Raw genomic sequence first — 14,310 nt, forward strand, 5'->3', positions numbered from 1 at the left:
TAGTCAACCCCGCCGGATCGGCTTATTCTTGAGATGCCTTCACACAGCTTCTTTTTCCAATAACCAGGCTGTGATGTTCTGACGCCGTTTTGTCGGCACCAGGCTTTTTGGCTAAGCCCGGAGTCATGCCAGGCTTCGATCCGTTGCAGCCATTGTTCTTTAGTGGTTTCTGGGGTGGTCATCGGAGCCTCCATGTAGTCAGAGGCTTTATGATCCACGATCAAATCTCAGCGGGGTAGGACGTGGGTTATTTTGGCGGTTACGTTGCTAGTAATTGACACATGATTTCTTCACAAACCGAATTAAATCGATTTGACTGTTAATCAAATAATTAGTTACATCCATAGCCATGGCTAAGTTTCTGACGAGTATATTTTCTTTCACAAATATCAACGTACTGATCAAATTTTCTCTGTGCAATTCGGCAGGCAGAGCAGATTCTGGCTATAGTGGACGCTGATCATGAGCATCACACTCCGAACCGGTGATTTCCATGACTTGTCCGGGGCCATTTGCATTGCAACATTGATTTTGGATGATCGGGAAACATGAACGCAGTAGCCAGCGCCCAAAAACTGCCGCTGATGGGCAGTGCCTGTGGTCCAGTTACGGATATTTACAGCAACAAAGTGTTGTGGGGCGGATACCACATTTGCAATGTGGAGGCTTTTCCGGAAGAAAATAAAGAGTATCTCTATTCATTACCGAGGAGTATTTGCTTTGATTGTCAGGGATTGGCGCGCAACGCAGTACAAACAGCTTGCGTCTCCCTTCTGTGTGAAGACTGCAGCGAATACCGAACCCTGACAACCCCACCAGGTCGTTTATGTCATATATGCACAGCTAATGGAAAACCTGCCACGCAGGAACACATAGATGCTTGCAACGTGATCGAAGCTTTTCCATTCAAAAGACGTGCGATCGACAAATTTTACCTCAAGTGTCCATTCACCAATTGTCAGTGGCAAGGTACGGTGGCTGAACTTTACGGCATTCATGAAAGTGAACATCTGATGAATGCTTCCCCTGTCTCTCCACTTAAACATCTGTGCAGGTCGGCTATTCAACGCCGCTTTGGTCATAATACTATTCTGTTAAGCGAATGCTGCACTGTCTTGCGCTTACCTCAGGGGTTACAACAGTATCTGGCTAATGCGCCACCGGGTTACACGCCCAGCAACCGCTCAGCCAAAGCCTATGTAGAAAAGTACTTTATGACATCCCCTGGTTTGCTGGTTTGCCTGTTGCTCAATAATATGGACCGGGTGATGGCTACGTGGTCTACGGTCGTGGAGGATCCCTCTGATGCCGACAAAAAAAGAGCTGTAAAGCGCTTTGTCCGCGAGCAGGCATTGGACCGCAAAGCGTTCTATATACAGTTTTACTACCACCCGAAAAAATGGAATCCCGCTTGTGAAGGTAATGACACCGTAGCTGAATCCTTGCGATGGAATTCTGTGCATTGGGACGCTTGCGACGATTTGGCGCATATTGATGGTGTGACACTTTGGAGAGTTTTCATGAAACCACTGATACTCCGCGGTAGCTTTCCCAGGGAAAGCTGTGCCAGGCGCGAACGGGCCCGCCCTGTAGTTTGAGAGTGTCGTATTTGTGCAGGGCAACCGGGAAGCCAGATGACCAATTCTCAGGACTGGCGAAGCCAGGGTTTGGAGCACCTATGAACATGAACCCAGCAGTCAGCCGCCCGATACTGCCACTGATGGGCAGTGCCCATGGCGGCGTTGTAGATAGCGACAGTAACAGAGTGTTGTGGGGTGGATACGCTGTCAGCAATGCTCAGTGGCTGCCGGAAAACAGCGAGCGCATTCGGTTTCCAGAGGATCGCGTTTGCGTTGATTGTGGCGGAATACCACGAAGGTTAGTTCAGACAATGTGTGGCCGTTTGCTATGCAAGGACTGTAGCCATTACAGAACCCTGACACTACCAACAGATCGATTATGTCACCATTGCTCAGCTGAGAATAAGCCGGATACTCCAGAAAATATCAGTTATTGTAATTTGATTAACGTTGATAATTTCACGGGACGTCATATCAGCAAATTTTACCTCAGGTGTCCATTTGTTGGCTGTCAGTGGCAAGGTACCGTGGCTGAGCTTTATGGCCTGCACGAAGATGAACATCTGAAGGTTGGTTCCCTGAAACATCTGTGCAGGCGGGCCATTCAACAGCAACTCTCCCGAAAAAAAATTTTGTTAAGCGAATATGCGGCATTGCCTCTACCTCTGCCTCAGCAACTGAAACAGTATCTGGCCTTTACGCCGGCTTGCATTCCAAGCAATCAATCAGCCAAAGCGTACGTAGAAAGGCATTTTGGGACAACAGATACCGATGGTTTGCTGGCTTATTTATTTCTCAATCGCCAAGGGCGGGTGATTACTCTGGGGCATACGGTCATGAAAGACCCTTATGATAAACCCAAAACAGAAACCGTAAGGCGTTCTGTCATCAGGCAGGCCGTGAATCTCAACGCGAGCCTGGTGCAATTTTACTATCGCCAGGACAATTGGCATTCACAGTACAGAGGCACGGGTACCGTAATTGACAGCTTGAGGAAAGAACCATTTTTCCAGTGTGTTTTTGCATCGAAGCAGATTGGCTGTGCACAACTTTGGAAAGCTATTGTGCCACATGGCGAGGACCTTGTGGGCAGACCCGTGTCTTGAATGTGTTCAAAAAGAAAGACCTGCCCCAGCTTATTTTTTAACGGCTTATTATTTGCCCACCCAACCTGCGCTCACTATTTTCTGACGACGGCTGCCGTTGGTGCTGAAGCTGTCGAAGAGCGGAAACTCAGGACTCTGATAGATCGTACCAAGCACCCTTCGACTCCGCTCAGGGTGAACGGAGATTGTACACATCAAACTCATTGAGACCATGTATCAGGCTTTTTCCAGAGAATTCAGAATACTCTGGTAGCTGTCCATTCTTTCCTGAAGAATATCGCCATTCTGAAGGGCCTGGCGAATAGCACAACCCGGCTCCTGTTCATGACTGCAATCCCTGAACTTGCAGTGCCCGATAAAGGGACGAAACTCCTTAAAGCCGTGCAACACGTCTTCCGGTTCCATGTGCCAAAGTCCGAATTCACGAATCCCCGGGGAGTCAATCAGCATACCACCGGCCGGGAAGTGGAATAGCCTGGCTGCCGTGGTGGTATGGGTGCCTTTGCCGGTGCTTTCGGACAGCGGGCCGACCTTGGTATCAACGCCGGGCAGCAGTGTATTGACCAGGGAAGACTTTCCGACACCGCTTTGGCCGACGAAAACACTGGTGTGTTCATTCAGCAGGCTCTTGAGTTCATTGAGCCCGTCTTCCGTCCGGGTGGAGGCTTTAAGTACGCGATAGCCAATACGCTCATAGTTAATCAGCATATCGTCAAGCTCTTTACTGGCAGATGGACAACTCGCTCCACCTGCCAGCAAATCGGTTTTATTGAGCAGGATGACCGGCTCAATACCCACGGTTTCCGCAGCCACCAGATAACGGTCAATCAGGTTTGAGTGGGGAACAGGCACCGGGGCGATGACCAGAACAATGTAGTCAATATTGGCAGCTACCGGCTTTAGCTGTCCTCGCATATCCGGTCTGGATAACAGGCTGTCACGGTCCTCAAGTGCCACTACCACACCCATGCCGCCTTTGCTGGAAGCTCTCCAGACGATACGGTCACCGGTCACCAGTGGTGGCAGATTGGCCCTCAGGTGGCAGCGATAGGTCTCACCGGGTTTGCCAATGGGTTCGATATCCAGCTGTGCGCCATAGTGGGCAATAATCAGCCCGGGTTGCTCTGGCCCCAGGGAGTCATCCTGAAGTTCCAGGGTAATCTTATCCTCACGCTTTTGGGCGCGGGCTTTGCGTTCTTCCTGAATTTTCTCAATGCGCCAGCTTTGTCTGCGCGTTAGTTTGCGCTTACTCATGATGTGCGGGAGAGAGTCTGAATTGTAAGGTTGGAAAGTATCATAAATTTGTGTTGAGCTGATTTCGCTGCAATTATGAATGAAGTAGACTTATTATGTCAGCTGATTCGTTATCTGCCCTTAAATTGATCCATCTTTTTTCAGCGACAGGACAGGCAACTAAAGCTCTCTATAATCTATTGAATCAGTTGGTTTTTTCCTGACTTACAGGTAATTATCAAACCGTTCAGACTTTCTAAACTTTGACGACCGGGTGTTGGATGGCTAAATCGGATAATCTCGTATGGATCGACCTGGAAATGACGGGCCTGGATCCAGTCAATGACCGGATTCTTGAGATCGCGACAATTGTTACCGATGGCCAGTTGAACATTCTGGAGGAAGGTCCGGTTCTCGCGGTTCACCAGAGTGACGACGTTCTGGGTGCCATGAATGAATGGTGTGTTAACACCCATGGAGCCACAGGCCTGACGGATCGAGTCAAAGCCAGCACCATCAGTGAAAAGCAGGCTGAGCAGATGACGCTGGATTTTCTCCGCCAACACGCTGACCAGGGCGTTTCGCCAATGTGCGGTAATAGCATCGGTCAGGACCGCCGTTTCCTCTGGCAATATATGCCAGAGCTGCACGACTACTTTCACTATCGGAATATTGATGTCAGCACCCTGAAAGAGCTGGCCCGTCGCTGGCAGCCGGAATTACTGGAGCAGTTTTCCAAGAAGGGTGTTCACCTTGCGCTGGAAGATATCCGTGAGTCTATTGATGAACTTCGGTTTTATCGCCAGCACTTTATCAAAAATTTTTAGCTTTTGTACCAACCTGCACGTTACTGAACACTCTGTTCAGACTTCACTTGTTGATACCACAGGCCAAGTAAATTGCGCTCTTCATCGGTCATGCCCGTGCGATTAGCCAATGGCATAATCTGAGTCTGTACGGTCTGGCTAAAAATCTTATCAGCCTTGTTGGCGATGGAATCATAGTCGTGGAAAACCAGACCACCGGGTGGTGACTGAAAAAGAGGATCTGTCGGTGTTGCCGAGTGACAGGTGCTGCAGCGGGCAGTAACCAGCTCAACAATATCGCTCTGCTCCACCGCCGCTTGCTCTGCCATCGGTGCCTGCTGTGCAGCCATTTGTGGTCGGATAATAAAGGCCAGAGTCAACATCAACACCGCCGCTGCAGGCCATAGCCAGGTTAAAATGGCACCCTGATTGCGTCGGTTAAAGAAATGACGAACCAGCACTGAAGCCGCAGCCAGAACCGCCAGAATTGCCCAGTTCCACTGGCTGCCAAAGGTCATGGCATAGTGACCACTGATCATGATAAACAACAACGGCAGTGTAAAGTAGTTGTTGTGGCGAGAGCGCAGCAAGGCATGCCTGGCACTCTTTCCAAGACCAGAAGGATCAAAGCTGCTATCCCCCTGTTCAGCGGCAGCAACCAGTTTTCTCTGGGAAGGGATAATCACCCTGAACACATTTCCCACCATCAGGGTGCCAATCAGCGCACCGACGTGAATATAGGCGGCACGGCCACTGAACAGTTGTGCGTAGCCCCAGGCAGCAAACACCACCAGCGAGAACAGCACCACGCTAAACAGCGTTTCCTGTTTGAACAGCGGGGATTTGCACAACAGGTCATAGACCAGCCAGGCGGTCAGCAGGCTGACGATACTGATGGCAATGGCCTGAATGGGCGACAGCGCAGACTGCGGTGCCAGTAGATAACTCTCTGCCCCCCAGTAATAAATAATGGCCAGTAAACCCATGCCGCTCAGCCAGGTGACATAAGCCTCCCATTTAAACCAGTGCAGCGTTGTCGGCAGTTTTTCCGGGGCAAGATGATATTTATTCACTTCATAAATACCGCCGCCGTGCAGAGCCCACAACTCACCTTTGATGCCTTTTTTCTGCTTGTTTGCTGGCGCAGCTTCCAACCGTCCTTCCAGCCAGTTGAAATAAAAGGATGCGCCAATCCAGGCGACACCGGCCGTCACATGCAGCCAGCGAAACAGCAGGTTTAACCACTCTTGTAGATAGGATTCCATGGTTCAATACTCATTTTATTATTGAAAATGCTGAGCGACGGTTGTTATAGACGTAATGGTGTCGTCAGCACTTCCGGCTTTCAGGCTTCCTGACCCATGATGATGGTTTTTTCAATGACCCGGTCATCGCCCATCACCATCAACACGCCAAGCAACTCTTCCAGTGTTTTGGTTTTTTCCGTTCTGAATTGAAGCATTGGGGTAGCCGCCGGATTGAGCACCAGAAAATCCGCTTCATTGCCTGTGCGGAAGCTACCGATCTTGTCGTCAAGATGAAGTGCCCTGGCACCTCCCAATGTGGCCAGGTAAAAAGCTTGAAGCGGCGAGATGGTTTCCTCCCGCAACTGAGATACCTGATAAGCGTCTTTCATGGTATTGAGCAGGCAGAGACTGGTTCCCCCACCCACATCGGTGCCAAGACCGGTGGGGATGCCATGGGCCTTTGCCCGGTTCAGATTAAACAGCCCGCTACCGAGAAACAGGTTGGAGCCCGGGCAAAAGGCGATGGATGAGCCGGAACTGCCCATTCGCTGCCAACTGTGGTCACACAGGTGGACTGAGTGGGCAAATACGGACCGGGGGCCCAGCAAACCATGCTGATCGTACACATCCACGTAGTGTTTGCTGTCCGGGAACAGTTCCTGAACCCAGTCAATCTCTTTCGGGTTTTCCGAGAGGTGGGTGTGCAGATAAAGACCATCGTGTTCCCGCAATAACCGGCCAGCCATGTGCAACTGTTCCGATGATGAGGTAGGGGCAAAACGCGGGGTTACTGCATACGACAATCTCCCTTTGTTATGCCACTGGTTGATCAATGCTTTACTGTCTTCGTAGCTGCTTTGAGGAGTATCAAGCAGATAGTCAGGGGCATTACGATCCATCATCACCTTGCCTGCGATCATACGCAGATTTCGTTGATGGGCTTGTTGAAAGAAGGCATCAACGGACTGAGGTGCCACGGTACCAAACACCAGGGCTGTGGTGGTTCCATGGCTGAGGCATTGATCCAGAAAGAACTGTGCAATCTCACTGGCATATTGCTCATCAGCAAACTTCTGCTCTGCCGGAAAGGTGTACTGGTTGAGCCAGTCCAGTAACTGGACACCGCAGCCTGCCAGTACTTCAAGCTGTGGATAATGTACGTGGGTATCGATAAAACCCGGAACCAGAAGGCGACCGGTGAGGTCTTTTATTTCTGTTCCGGCGGGCAGATTCTTAAAGACCTGATCGGAGGGACCGCATCGGGTTATCAGACCATCTTCAACCAGAAGGGCACCGTCTTCGAAAAACTCCCACGCGTCCTCTGAACCCTGTTGTTTTGCCGGATCCTCCAGAAAGTGCAGGACAGAGGCTCGCCAAACTACCGATTGACTCATCATGGCACCTCCACAATATACGGCGCAGACATCAGGACCTCATCACAGTTATCACCAGGTCCCTTACGATCGATCACCAGATACTCTTCTCCGCCATCAACGGACAGTAAAGGGTGATGCCAGACACCGGGGTGGTAGGTAACTCCCTGTTTACCGTTGGTCAGAAAGCAGCGAATGGATGACCAGTCGGGCGTCGCACCGTCGCTGGAGCCAGGGGCCACCACCACCAGAAAGCGCTGGCCTGCCAGGGGCATAAATGTCTGGCTACCCAGCGGGTGTCGTTCTAACAGGTCCAGTTGATAAGTGTGATTAATCGGGGCTGTTTTATAAATATGCATTGTCGTGTAACCCTGATCATCCGTGGTGACGGATGTCAGGTCGCTGTATTTCTGACAGCGACCCTGATTGATCACCAACGGTGTATCCCGGGTTTCGAGTACATCACCAAAAGGTTCAAAGGCTTCACGGGTCAGTATTTCCACCTTCAGCGTCTGGGCTGGTATTTCTTTATCCATAAGCCTTGTTCTCGTTTTTATTATTCGAATCAACTGCTGGTGTTAACTGCCCCGATAGGTTGAGTAACCATAGGGTGATAACAGCAGTGGAACATGGTGATGACGGTCATCACTGACTTCAAACGTCACCACAACTTCCGGGTAAAAGCACTGGACTTTATGCTTCTGGAAATAATCCTTAATGGCGAAATGCAGCTGATACACTCCTTTGGGAAGATTCAGGTCATCTGTCGCCAGGTTTGGAATGCGGCCATCATTGTTGGTGATGCCACTGCCCACTGGCTGCCAGCCATCACCTTCCTGTTTTGACAGGGAGACAGGGACTCCTTCTGCCGGTAAGCCGCTACCGGTATCCAGAATATGGGTGCTGATGCCGGTCATGCCATTTGCCTCCATTCAATCAGTTTGTTCAGACGTAGCCGGGTTATCTTATGTTGCTCGGCAGCGGCAATCGTCAGTTCATGTTCCGGCTGGTTATTCAGCCGGTCATTCAGCAGAGACAGCATCTGATCTGCTGACTTCCCGGTGGCGCAGACAATGAAGATATAGCCAAAGCGGGTTTCGTAAGCGGTGTTACCGTCTGCTAATGCCTTGAGTGTTTCGTCACTGGCAGTGGCTGCGCCTGATTGCTCATGACCGGCCATATCACGGGTATTGGCGTATTTTGCTTTCAGGCTGTTTACGTCGCCAATCTTCGGGTGGCCTGCAAAAGCCTGTAGATAGTCTTTTTCTCCACAGGCGGACCAACTGGTGTCCGCTGTGGATAAAAGCTCATCTTTACTGGAGTACGGTCGGTTATTGGCCATGGATTCCAGCCAATGTTCACTGGTACAGCATTGGCGGAAAAAATGCCGGGCGCTATCCATATCCAGACTGTTCAGCTCATCCAGTGTCATGAACTACTCCCCCTCAACGTCGCTCTCAAAACCGCTCTCATAACCAAGAACGCGAAACCTTGATACCCCCCCATCAGGAAATATATTCAGACGCACATGGGTGTATGGTTGTTCCGTGTTCTGCAACTCATTCAAGAACCGATGGTTGCGATGAGCATGCAGTTTCTGTTCCGGAAGAATGGTATGCCATTGCACAGGATCCGTTGCATCTTCAGGGTTATCCCCGGCAAAGGTACAGGCCTCCAGGCTGCAACGGTCAGGGTAGTTACCCTTGAAGTGCAAGGTATCCACTTCTACGCGATGAATAGTGCCGGGCAGAGCCAGCTTGACCATCATCCAGTCATTGCCCCCCTGTCGCCGACGTCTGGTTTCCCAGCCATTATGCATATCGACACCACGCCCTGGCAGTAACAGGTTTTGCATAGGGCCAAAGAATGAGTCACTGCAGGCTACGGAGCGGCCACCGTTCATCAGTGCCGCCAGATCCAGGGGCTCACCCGGTAAGCGATGGCGCTGATCAAGATGAACCTTGCCATAAACCCGGAGACGGGCAACACCGCCATCGGGGTAAATTCGCAGACGAATATGGCTGGCTACTCTCGGAGACTGATCCAGAGTAATCAGGTTTCGGCAATCGGGCTGTACTTCCACCCGATCCGTCAGCGGTAGCCAGTTGCTCTGTTCGTTGGGATCGGCGTCATCAAGCAGGTAGTCCAGCTGTACTGCGCCGGGGGCATTACCTTTAAAGTGACGTGTATCAATATCCAGCGCTTCGATTTCACCCACAGCAGCCAGGCGCACAATAACCCAGTCACAGCCATCAAAACCCGGTGCATCGCGACGGCGGCGTGACTCCCAGCCATCCATCCATTTGCCGTAGGCCGTATATTTTTCTGGCAGAAATACCGGGTCTTCAGCCAATAGCAGGTTATCTTTTTCGGCAAAGAAATCATCGCTGCAGTCGAGAACATCCCCACCCAGCGCACGGGCTGCCAGATCAATTCTTGTCTGCTGCCAGTGTGCGGCGAGATCATCAGAAGAGTTATTCATTAATGTGTTGAACCTGCTGTTATTATTTTTACGGTCTAAAGTGCCAACTTGTGTGAGCTTTGCGGCACTTTATCCTGATAGAATAGGTTTTATTATTTGACCATTTAGTCAATTTTTTGAGCATTTATGCCATAGAACCCATCAGGCAGGCAATAAAAAAATGGAGAGCCCAATGACGTTCGACCCTCTTTTAACGACAGATGACTACCCAAGAGACCTGGCTGGTTATGGCAAAACGACGCCTGATCCCCAGTGGCCGGGCAATAGCAGAATAGCGGTTCAGTTTGTTATCAATTACGAAGAAGGCGGCGAGAACTGTATTCTTCACGGTGATGAGGCATCGGAGGCATTTCTCTCGGAAATCATTGGTGCTCCGGCTCATAAGGGCATGCGTCATATCAGTATGGAGTCGATCTATGAGTACGGCTCAAGGGCCGGGTTCTGGCGACTTCACCGGCTGTTCTCACAGAGGCAGATACCGGTCACTGTGTACGGTGTTGCCATGGCCATGGCGCGTAATCCGCAAGCTGTCAGAGCCATGATGGAGTCCGGTTGGGAGATTGCCAGCCATGGTTATCGCTGGATTGACTATCAGTTTATGGACGTTGATGAAGAGCGTCGCCATATGCAGGAAGCGATTCGTCTGCACACCGAAGTAACCGGTAAGCGCCCAACCGGCTGGTATACCGGGCGTTGCAGTCCAAATACCGAGCAGCTGGTGGTGGCAGAGGGAGGGTTTTTATATCACGCCGATAGCTATGCCGATGACCTCCCCTACTGGGATACCCGGTTTGGTAAACCCCAGCTGGTGGTTCCCTATACGCTGGACTGCAATGATATGCGCTTTGCCACCACCCAGGGTTTTAACAGTGGCGATCAGTTCTTCAGTTATCTGAAAGACGCTTTTGATGTACTTTATGAAGAAGGTGCCACGGCTCCCAAAATGCTCTCAATAGGCCTTCATTGTCGTTTGGCTGGACGACCGGGGAGAGCGGCAGCCCTGACCCGTTTCCTGGATTATGTGCAATCCATGGAGCAGGTATGGCTATGTACACGGGAACAGATTGCCCAACACTGGCATACTCATCATCCTTATAATCGATAACACTGGTTGGTAATTTTCAGGGAGAGCGGTGTATGGACAGTCTGATTGATATTCAGGCCGGGGCAAAGGCATTGGACAGTATTCGTGCCAATGGTTTGCCCCAGGAGAGTGTCAAGGTCATGGTAGGCGCTTCTGGTGGTCCAAAGTGGTTTGTGCTCAGTGGCCTGGATAAAGCTTTACTGGGTGAATACTTCCGTGACAGAAAATCACCGCTGGATCTGATTGGCACCTCTGCCGGCAGCTGGCGTTTCAGCTGTTACAGTCAGGATGACCCTCTGGCTGCCCATGAGCGTTTTGAACAGGGCTATATTTACACCAGTTATTCCAGCAAGCCAGATGCTGCTGAAATAAGTCGTAAAGCCAGAGAGTTGGTAGAAACCATCGTTTCCTCCGATAGTGTTGGACAGATTCTTGATAATCCCGTTTTTCGTTTTAATCTGATTGCCGTGAGAAGCCATGGACTGACCGCTTCTGAGCGTAAACCGCTACAACTGGCCGGCCTGGGGCTTGCCGCTACGGGTAATTTGATTAATAGAAAATATTTGTCGTCCTTTTTTACCCGTACTCTTTTCTATCATCCAGCCTATGACACTTCAGATAAGCCTGCTTTTTACCATGCCGATGATCTTCCCACTGAGCATGTACGACTGACGGCAACTAATATGGTGGATGCCATTATGGCCTCTGGCTCCATTCCGGCGGTGATGCAGGGTGTAAAGAATATCTCTGGTGCGCCCGCAGGCTGCTATCGGGATGGCGGGCTTACCGATTACCACTTCGATATGCGCTTTCATCAGGGTGATGGTCTGGTGCTTTATCCACACTTTTATTCAAGGATGATTCCCGGCTGGTTTGATAAGGCCTTAAAGCATCGCAGGCCGTTGCCGCAGAATACCGACAATATGGTACTTGTCTCGCCATCACAGGCATTTGTTGACCGGCTTCCCTATGGAAAAATACCCGATCGCAATGATTTTGCCCGATTTACCTACGATGAACGGGTGCGCTACTGGCAGCGGGTGGTCAATGAGAGCAAGCGGCTGGGGGATGAATTTCTGGAACTGGTCGCGGGTAATAAAGTACGACAGGTGGTTAAGCCCCTGGTTTAACCACCTGAGGATTCACTGCTGCAACCGGGGTTGCAGCTCAGGCCATACATTGTTTAACAGGACTGGCTGAGCGGCTTCTGTCGGGTGAATTCCGTCCGGTTGATTGAGTGAATCATTGCCTGCAACGCCATCCAGGAAGAAGGGAATCACTGGTACGTCCCACTTTTTACCCAGCCCATGAAAAGTTTCTGTAAAACGTCGGGTATAGACCGGTCCATAGTTGGGCGGGATCTTCATTTCAAAGAGAATAATGTCAGAATTGTATTCCCGGGTCAGGGCGATCATCTGATCAAGGTTGGATTTGATGGTTTTCAGCGGCTTTCCCTGCAGACCATCGTTGGCACCCAGCTGCAGTAACACCAGGTCCGGGTCGGTCTGTGCCAGCGTTTTCCTGAATCGGCTCAGGCCTCCGGCGGTGGTTTCGCCACTGATACTGACATTGGCAATTTTCCAGGGGTACTGATGGCTGTCGATTTTTTCCTGAAGTAATTGCACCCAACCCCGATTGATATCCGTAAGACCGTAGGCAGCACTAAGACTGTCGCCATACACTAATAGTGTTTTTTCTGAGGCTGACAGATTGATGGCCGGAAGGGACATTAATACAAGAGTAAACAGCCTTGAGCTGATAGAAAGCCTTGAGCCAATAGAAAGCCTTGGGCTGATAAAAGGCTTTGAGCTGGTGAAAAGACGACGAAATAAGGATTTTCTCATGAATGATGCGCTCTCCGGTTCCCGCAACACTCTCACCTCTGAGACCGCCGCTGAAACCACTCCATCGATAGAATCTGATTCACTGGCGGTGACTGCCTCAGGTCTGGAAAAGACCGTGGCTGCCCGTGATAACCGACTCACCATCTTGTCCGGACTTGACCTTCAGATCAAGTCTGGTGAATCCGTTGCGATTGTAGGGACCTCCGGCTCAGGCAAGTCAACGCTGCTGGGTATTCTGGCAGGGCTGGATTTGCCCACGGCAGGCAGTGTCAGCCTGGCCGGAAAACGCATTGATCATCTGGATGAAGATCAGCGGGCAACCGTGCGCGGGCAGCATACCGGATTTGTTTTTCAGTCATTCCAGCTGCTTGCCAACTTAACGGCACTGGAAAACGTTATGTTGCCCCTTGAGCTGGCGGGTGTGGATAACCCCGGTGAGCGGGCCAGGAAACTGTTAACCCGTGTTGGTCTGGAGCACCGGCTGGAGCATTACCCGAAACAACTGTCCGGTGGTGAGCAGCAACGGGTCGCCATTGCCAGGGCATTTGCCGGGGAACCGGATATTCTCTTTGCCGATGAACCCACCGGCAATCTGGATGAGAAAACCGGTGAAAGCATTATTGAACTCCTGTTTGAAGTAAATCAGGCCAGCGGTACCACCATTATCCTGGTTACCCATGATATGGACCTTGCCAGACGGTGTCAGAGAATACTGAAATTACACGGCGGTCGTCTGGAGGCGGTGGTATGACGGTGAACAGTTCCTCCACAAGTCTTAAGCACAATAAGGTTATCCACAAGCCGAAAAGTACCGTCGGACTCGCCTGGCGCTTCCTGCTCAGGGACTGGCGCTCCGGCGAACTCTGGCTGCTGGTGGCGGCACTGTTGATGGCGGTGGCGGTCAGTACTGCCATTGCCCTGTTCAGTGATCGTCTGCAACTGGCTCTTGGACGACAGGTGGCAGAAGTACTGGGTGCGGATATGTTGATTCGCAGCCCGGGACCGGTGCAGCCAGAGATTCTCGAAGCAGCCAGAAAGCAGGGTTTAAAGTTATCCACAGTGCTTGAATTTCCCTCGGTGGTGATGGCCGGGGATGAAATGCAGATGGTCTCTGCCAAGGCTGTGGAAAACAATTATCCACTGCGCGGACATATTCGTACGTCAGATCAGCCCTTTGCCCCGGACCAGATCGTCAATGATACACCCAGCCCGGGTGAAGCCTGGCTTGAGCCCAGGCTTTTTCCTTTACTGGGGGTGGCTATCGGCGATCAGGTGATGCTGGGGAATACCTGGCTGACCATTACCCGGGCAATCACGCTGGAAACGGATCGGGGAGGTGATTTTTACAGCTTTTCGCCCAGGCTGATGTTCAATATGGCGGACCTGAAAAGTACCGGCATTATCCAGCCGGGCAGCCGGGTCAGTTGGAAAACGCTGATGGCAGGTGAGCTTTCATCACTGGAACAATTCAAGGCATGGTCTAAAAGTCGTCTGGATACCAGTGAACAGTTGCTGATGGCCGACGACAGTCGACGTGATCTGCGCAACTCGGTGG

At 51.1% G+C, this 14,310-nt stretch carries 16 protein-coding genes; 7 read left to right on the plus strand and 9 right to left on the minus strand.

Annotation, left to right across the window (positions count from 1 at the left end):
• The coding region (gene tnpA / locus ACO6V1_RS18915) for an IS66 family insertion sequence element accessory protein TnpA (protein WP_422468038.1) at window positions 1–182 on the minus strand (182 nt) is incomplete at its 3' end.
• Between the two features lie 366 nt (window positions 183–548).
• Between tnpA and ACO6V1_RS18920 the strand changes: the two genes are divergently transcribed.
• Both ACO6V1_RS18920 and ACO6V1_RS18925 read left to right on the plus strand, forming a co-directional pair.
• Window positions 549–1,598: a hypothetical protein gene (locus tag ACO6V1_RS18920; protein ID WP_422468040.1), complete on the plus strand. Its 1,050-nt coding sequence runs from the start codon at window positions 549–551 to the stop codon at window positions 1,596–1,598.
• Window positions 1,599–1,678: 80 nt separating this feature from the next.
• Complete coding sequence (locus tag ACO6V1_RS18925) at window positions 1,679–2,686, plus strand: hypothetical protein (protein ID WP_422449772.1); 1,008 nt, start codon at window positions 1,679–1,681, stop codon at window positions 2,684–2,686.
• A gap of 216 nt (window positions 2,687–2,902) precedes the next feature.
• Here ACO6V1_RS18925 and rsgA read toward each other — a convergent pair whose 3' ends face one another.
• On the minus strand, window positions 2,903–3,940 hold the full coding sequence (gene rsgA, locus ACO6V1_RS18930) for a small ribosomal subunit biogenesis GTPase RsgA (protein WP_422462691.1): 1,038 nt from the start codon (window positions 3,938–3,940) through the stop codon (window positions 2,903–2,905).
• A 260-nt stretch (window positions 3,941–4,200) separates the two neighbouring features.
• Here rsgA and orn point away from each other — a divergent pair, with 260 nt between their 5' ends.
• Window positions 4,201–4,746: an oligoribonuclease gene (gene orn, locus ACO6V1_RS18935; RefSeq protein ID WP_422462693.1), complete on the plus strand. Its 546-nt coding sequence runs from the start codon at window positions 4,201–4,203 to the stop codon at window positions 4,744–4,746.
• Between the two features lie 20 nt (window positions 4,747–4,766).
• On the opposite strand, the gene ACO6V1_RS18940 is transcribed toward orn, so the two are convergent.
• The 6 genes from ACO6V1_RS18940 to alc all read right to left on the minus strand — a co-directional run bounded on the left by ACO6V1_RS18940 (window position 4,767) and on the right by alc (window position 9,827).
• Complete coding sequence (locus ACO6V1_RS18940; RefSeq protein ID WP_422462695.1) at window positions 4,767–5,990, minus strand: urate hydroxylase PuuD; 1,224 nt, start codon at window positions 5,988–5,990, stop codon at window positions 4,767–4,769.
• Between the two features lie 80 nt (window positions 5,991–6,070).
• Window positions 6,071–7,366 carry a guanine deaminase gene (gene guaD, locus ACO6V1_RS18945; protein ID WP_422462738.1) on the minus strand — a complete coding sequence of 432 codons (1,296 nt, stop codon included), beginning with the start codon at window positions 7,364–7,366 and terminating at the stop codon, window positions 6,071–6,073.
• Window positions 7,366–7,881 (minus strand): ureidoglycolate lyase, encoded by a 516-nt coding sequence (locus tag ACO6V1_RS18950; RefSeq protein ID WP_422462697.1) that lies wholly within the window; start codon window positions 7,879–7,881, stop codon window positions 7,366–7,368. Before ACO6V1_RS18950 ends, guaD begins: the two co-directional genes overlap by 1 nt.
• A 42-nt stretch (window positions 7,882–7,923) precedes the next feature.
• The gene (gene uraH / locus ACO6V1_RS18955; protein WP_422462699.1) at window positions 7,924–8,262 is read right to left on the minus strand and encodes a hydroxyisourate hydrolase; all 339 of its coding nucleotides are present in this window, start codon (window positions 8,260–8,262) and stop codon (window positions 7,924–7,926) included.
• Window positions 8,259–8,777, minus strand: coding sequence for a 2-oxo-4-hydroxy-4-carboxy-5-ureidoimidazoline decarboxylase (gene uraD / locus ACO6V1_RS18960; RefSeq protein ID WP_422462701.1), 519 nt, complete (start codon window positions 8,775–8,777; stop codon window positions 8,259–8,261). The genes uraH and uraD overlap by 4 nt, the downstream gene beginning before the upstream one ends.
• Window positions 8,778–8,780: 3 nt before the next feature.
• Complete coding sequence (gene alc, locus ACO6V1_RS18965) at window positions 8,781–9,827, minus strand: allantoicase (RefSeq protein WP_422468042.1); 1,047 nt, start codon at window positions 9,825–9,827, stop codon at window positions 8,781–8,783.
• Between the two features lie 172 nt (window positions 9,828–9,999).
• On the opposite strand from alc, the gene puuE reads away from it, so the two are divergent.
• Both puuE and ACO6V1_RS18975 read left to right on the plus strand, forming a co-directional pair.
• Window positions 10,000–10,932, plus strand: a complete 933-nt coding sequence (gene puuE, locus ACO6V1_RS18970) for an allantoinase PuuE (RefSeq protein ID WP_422462705.1) — start codon at window positions 10,000–10,002, stop codon at window positions 10,930–10,932.
• 32 nt (window positions 10,933–10,964) lie between these two features.
• Window positions 10,965–12,041, plus strand: coding sequence for a patatin-like phospholipase family protein (locus tag ACO6V1_RS18975; RefSeq protein ID WP_422468044.1), 1,077 nt, complete (start codon window positions 10,965–10,967; stop codon window positions 12,039–12,041).
• A 12-nt stretch (window positions 12,042–12,053) separates the two neighbouring features.
• Here the strand turns inward: ACO6V1_RS18975 and ACO6V1_RS18980 are convergent, their stop codons facing one another.
• A complete protein-coding gene (locus tag ACO6V1_RS18980) occupies window positions 12,054–12,593 on the minus strand; it encodes an arylesterase (RefSeq protein WP_422468046.1) in 540 nt (179 codons plus the stop codon).
• A 160-nt stretch (window positions 12,594–12,753) separates the two neighbouring features.
• Here ACO6V1_RS18980 and ACO6V1_RS18985 point away from each other — a divergent pair, with 160 nt between their 5' ends.
• Both ACO6V1_RS18985 and ACO6V1_RS18990 read left to right on the plus strand, forming a co-directional pair.
• A complete protein-coding gene (locus ACO6V1_RS18985; RefSeq protein WP_422468050.1) occupies window positions 12,754–13,506 on the plus strand; it encodes an ABC transporter ATP-binding protein in 753 nt (250 codons plus the stop codon).
• The coding region (locus ACO6V1_RS18990) for an ABC transporter permease (RefSeq protein WP_422468048.1) at window positions 13,503–14,310 on the plus strand (808 nt) is incomplete at its 3' end. The genes ACO6V1_RS18985 and ACO6V1_RS18990, both read left to right, overlap by 4 nt.

Origin of the sequence: Endozoicomonas sp. ALC013, assembly GCF_049310205.1 — a bacterium.
GTDB lineage: Bacteria > Pseudomonadota > Gammaproteobacteria > Pseudomonadales > Endozoicomonadaceae > Endozoicomonas.

What these genes read in the sequence shown, in the direction of transcription:
- ACO6V1_RS18920 (WP_422468040.1), top strand. Translation starts at nt 549, where the DNA reads ATGAACGCAGTAGCCAGCGCCCAAAAACTGCCGCTGATGGGCAGTGCC.
- ACO6V1_RS18925 (WP_422449772.1), top strand. Translation starts at nt 1,679, where the DNA reads ATGAACATGAACCCAGCAGTCAGCCGCCCGATACTGCCACTGATGGGC.
- rsgA (WP_422462691.1), bottom strand. Translation starts at nt 3,940, where the DNA reads ATGAGTAAGCGCAAACTAACGCGCAGACAAAGCTGGCGCATTGAGAAA.
- orn (WP_422462693.1), top strand. Translation starts at nt 4,201, where the DNA reads ATGGCTAAATCGGATAATCTCGTATGGATCGACCTGGAAATGACGGGC.
- ACO6V1_RS18940 (WP_422462695.1), bottom strand. Translation starts at nt 5,990, where the DNA reads ATGGAATCCTATCTACAAGAGTGGTTAAACCTGCTGTTTCGCTGGCTG.
- guaD (WP_422462738.1), bottom strand. Translation starts at nt 7,366, where the DNA reads ATGAGTCAATCGGTAGTTTGGCGAGCCTCTGTCCTGCACTTTCTGGAG.
- ACO6V1_RS18950 (WP_422462697.1), bottom strand. Translation starts at nt 7,881, where the DNA reads ATGGATAAAGAAATACCAGCCCAGACGCTGAAGGTGGAAATACTGACC.
- uraH (WP_422462699.1), bottom strand. Translation starts at nt 8,262, where the DNA reads ATGACCGGCATCAGCACCCATATTCTGGATACCGGTAGCGGCTTACCG.
- uraD (WP_422462701.1), bottom strand. Translation starts at nt 8,777, where the DNA reads ATGACACTGGATGAGCTGAACAGTCTGGATATGGATAGCGCCCGGCAT.
- alc (WP_422468042.1), bottom strand. Translation starts at nt 9,827, where the DNA reads ATGAATAACTCTTCTGATGATCTCGCCGCACACTGGCAGCAGACAAGA.
- puuE (WP_422462705.1), top strand. Translation starts at nt 10,000, where the DNA reads ATGACGTTCGACCCTCTTTTAACGACAGATGACTACCCAAGAGACCTG.
- ACO6V1_RS18975 (WP_422468044.1), top strand. Translation starts at nt 10,965, where the DNA reads ATGGACAGTCTGATTGATATTCAGGCCGGGGCAAAGGCATTGGACAGT.
- ACO6V1_RS18985 (WP_422468050.1), top strand. Translation starts at nt 12,754, where the DNA reads ATGAATGATGCGCTCTCCGGTTCCCGCAACACTCTCACCTCTGAGACC.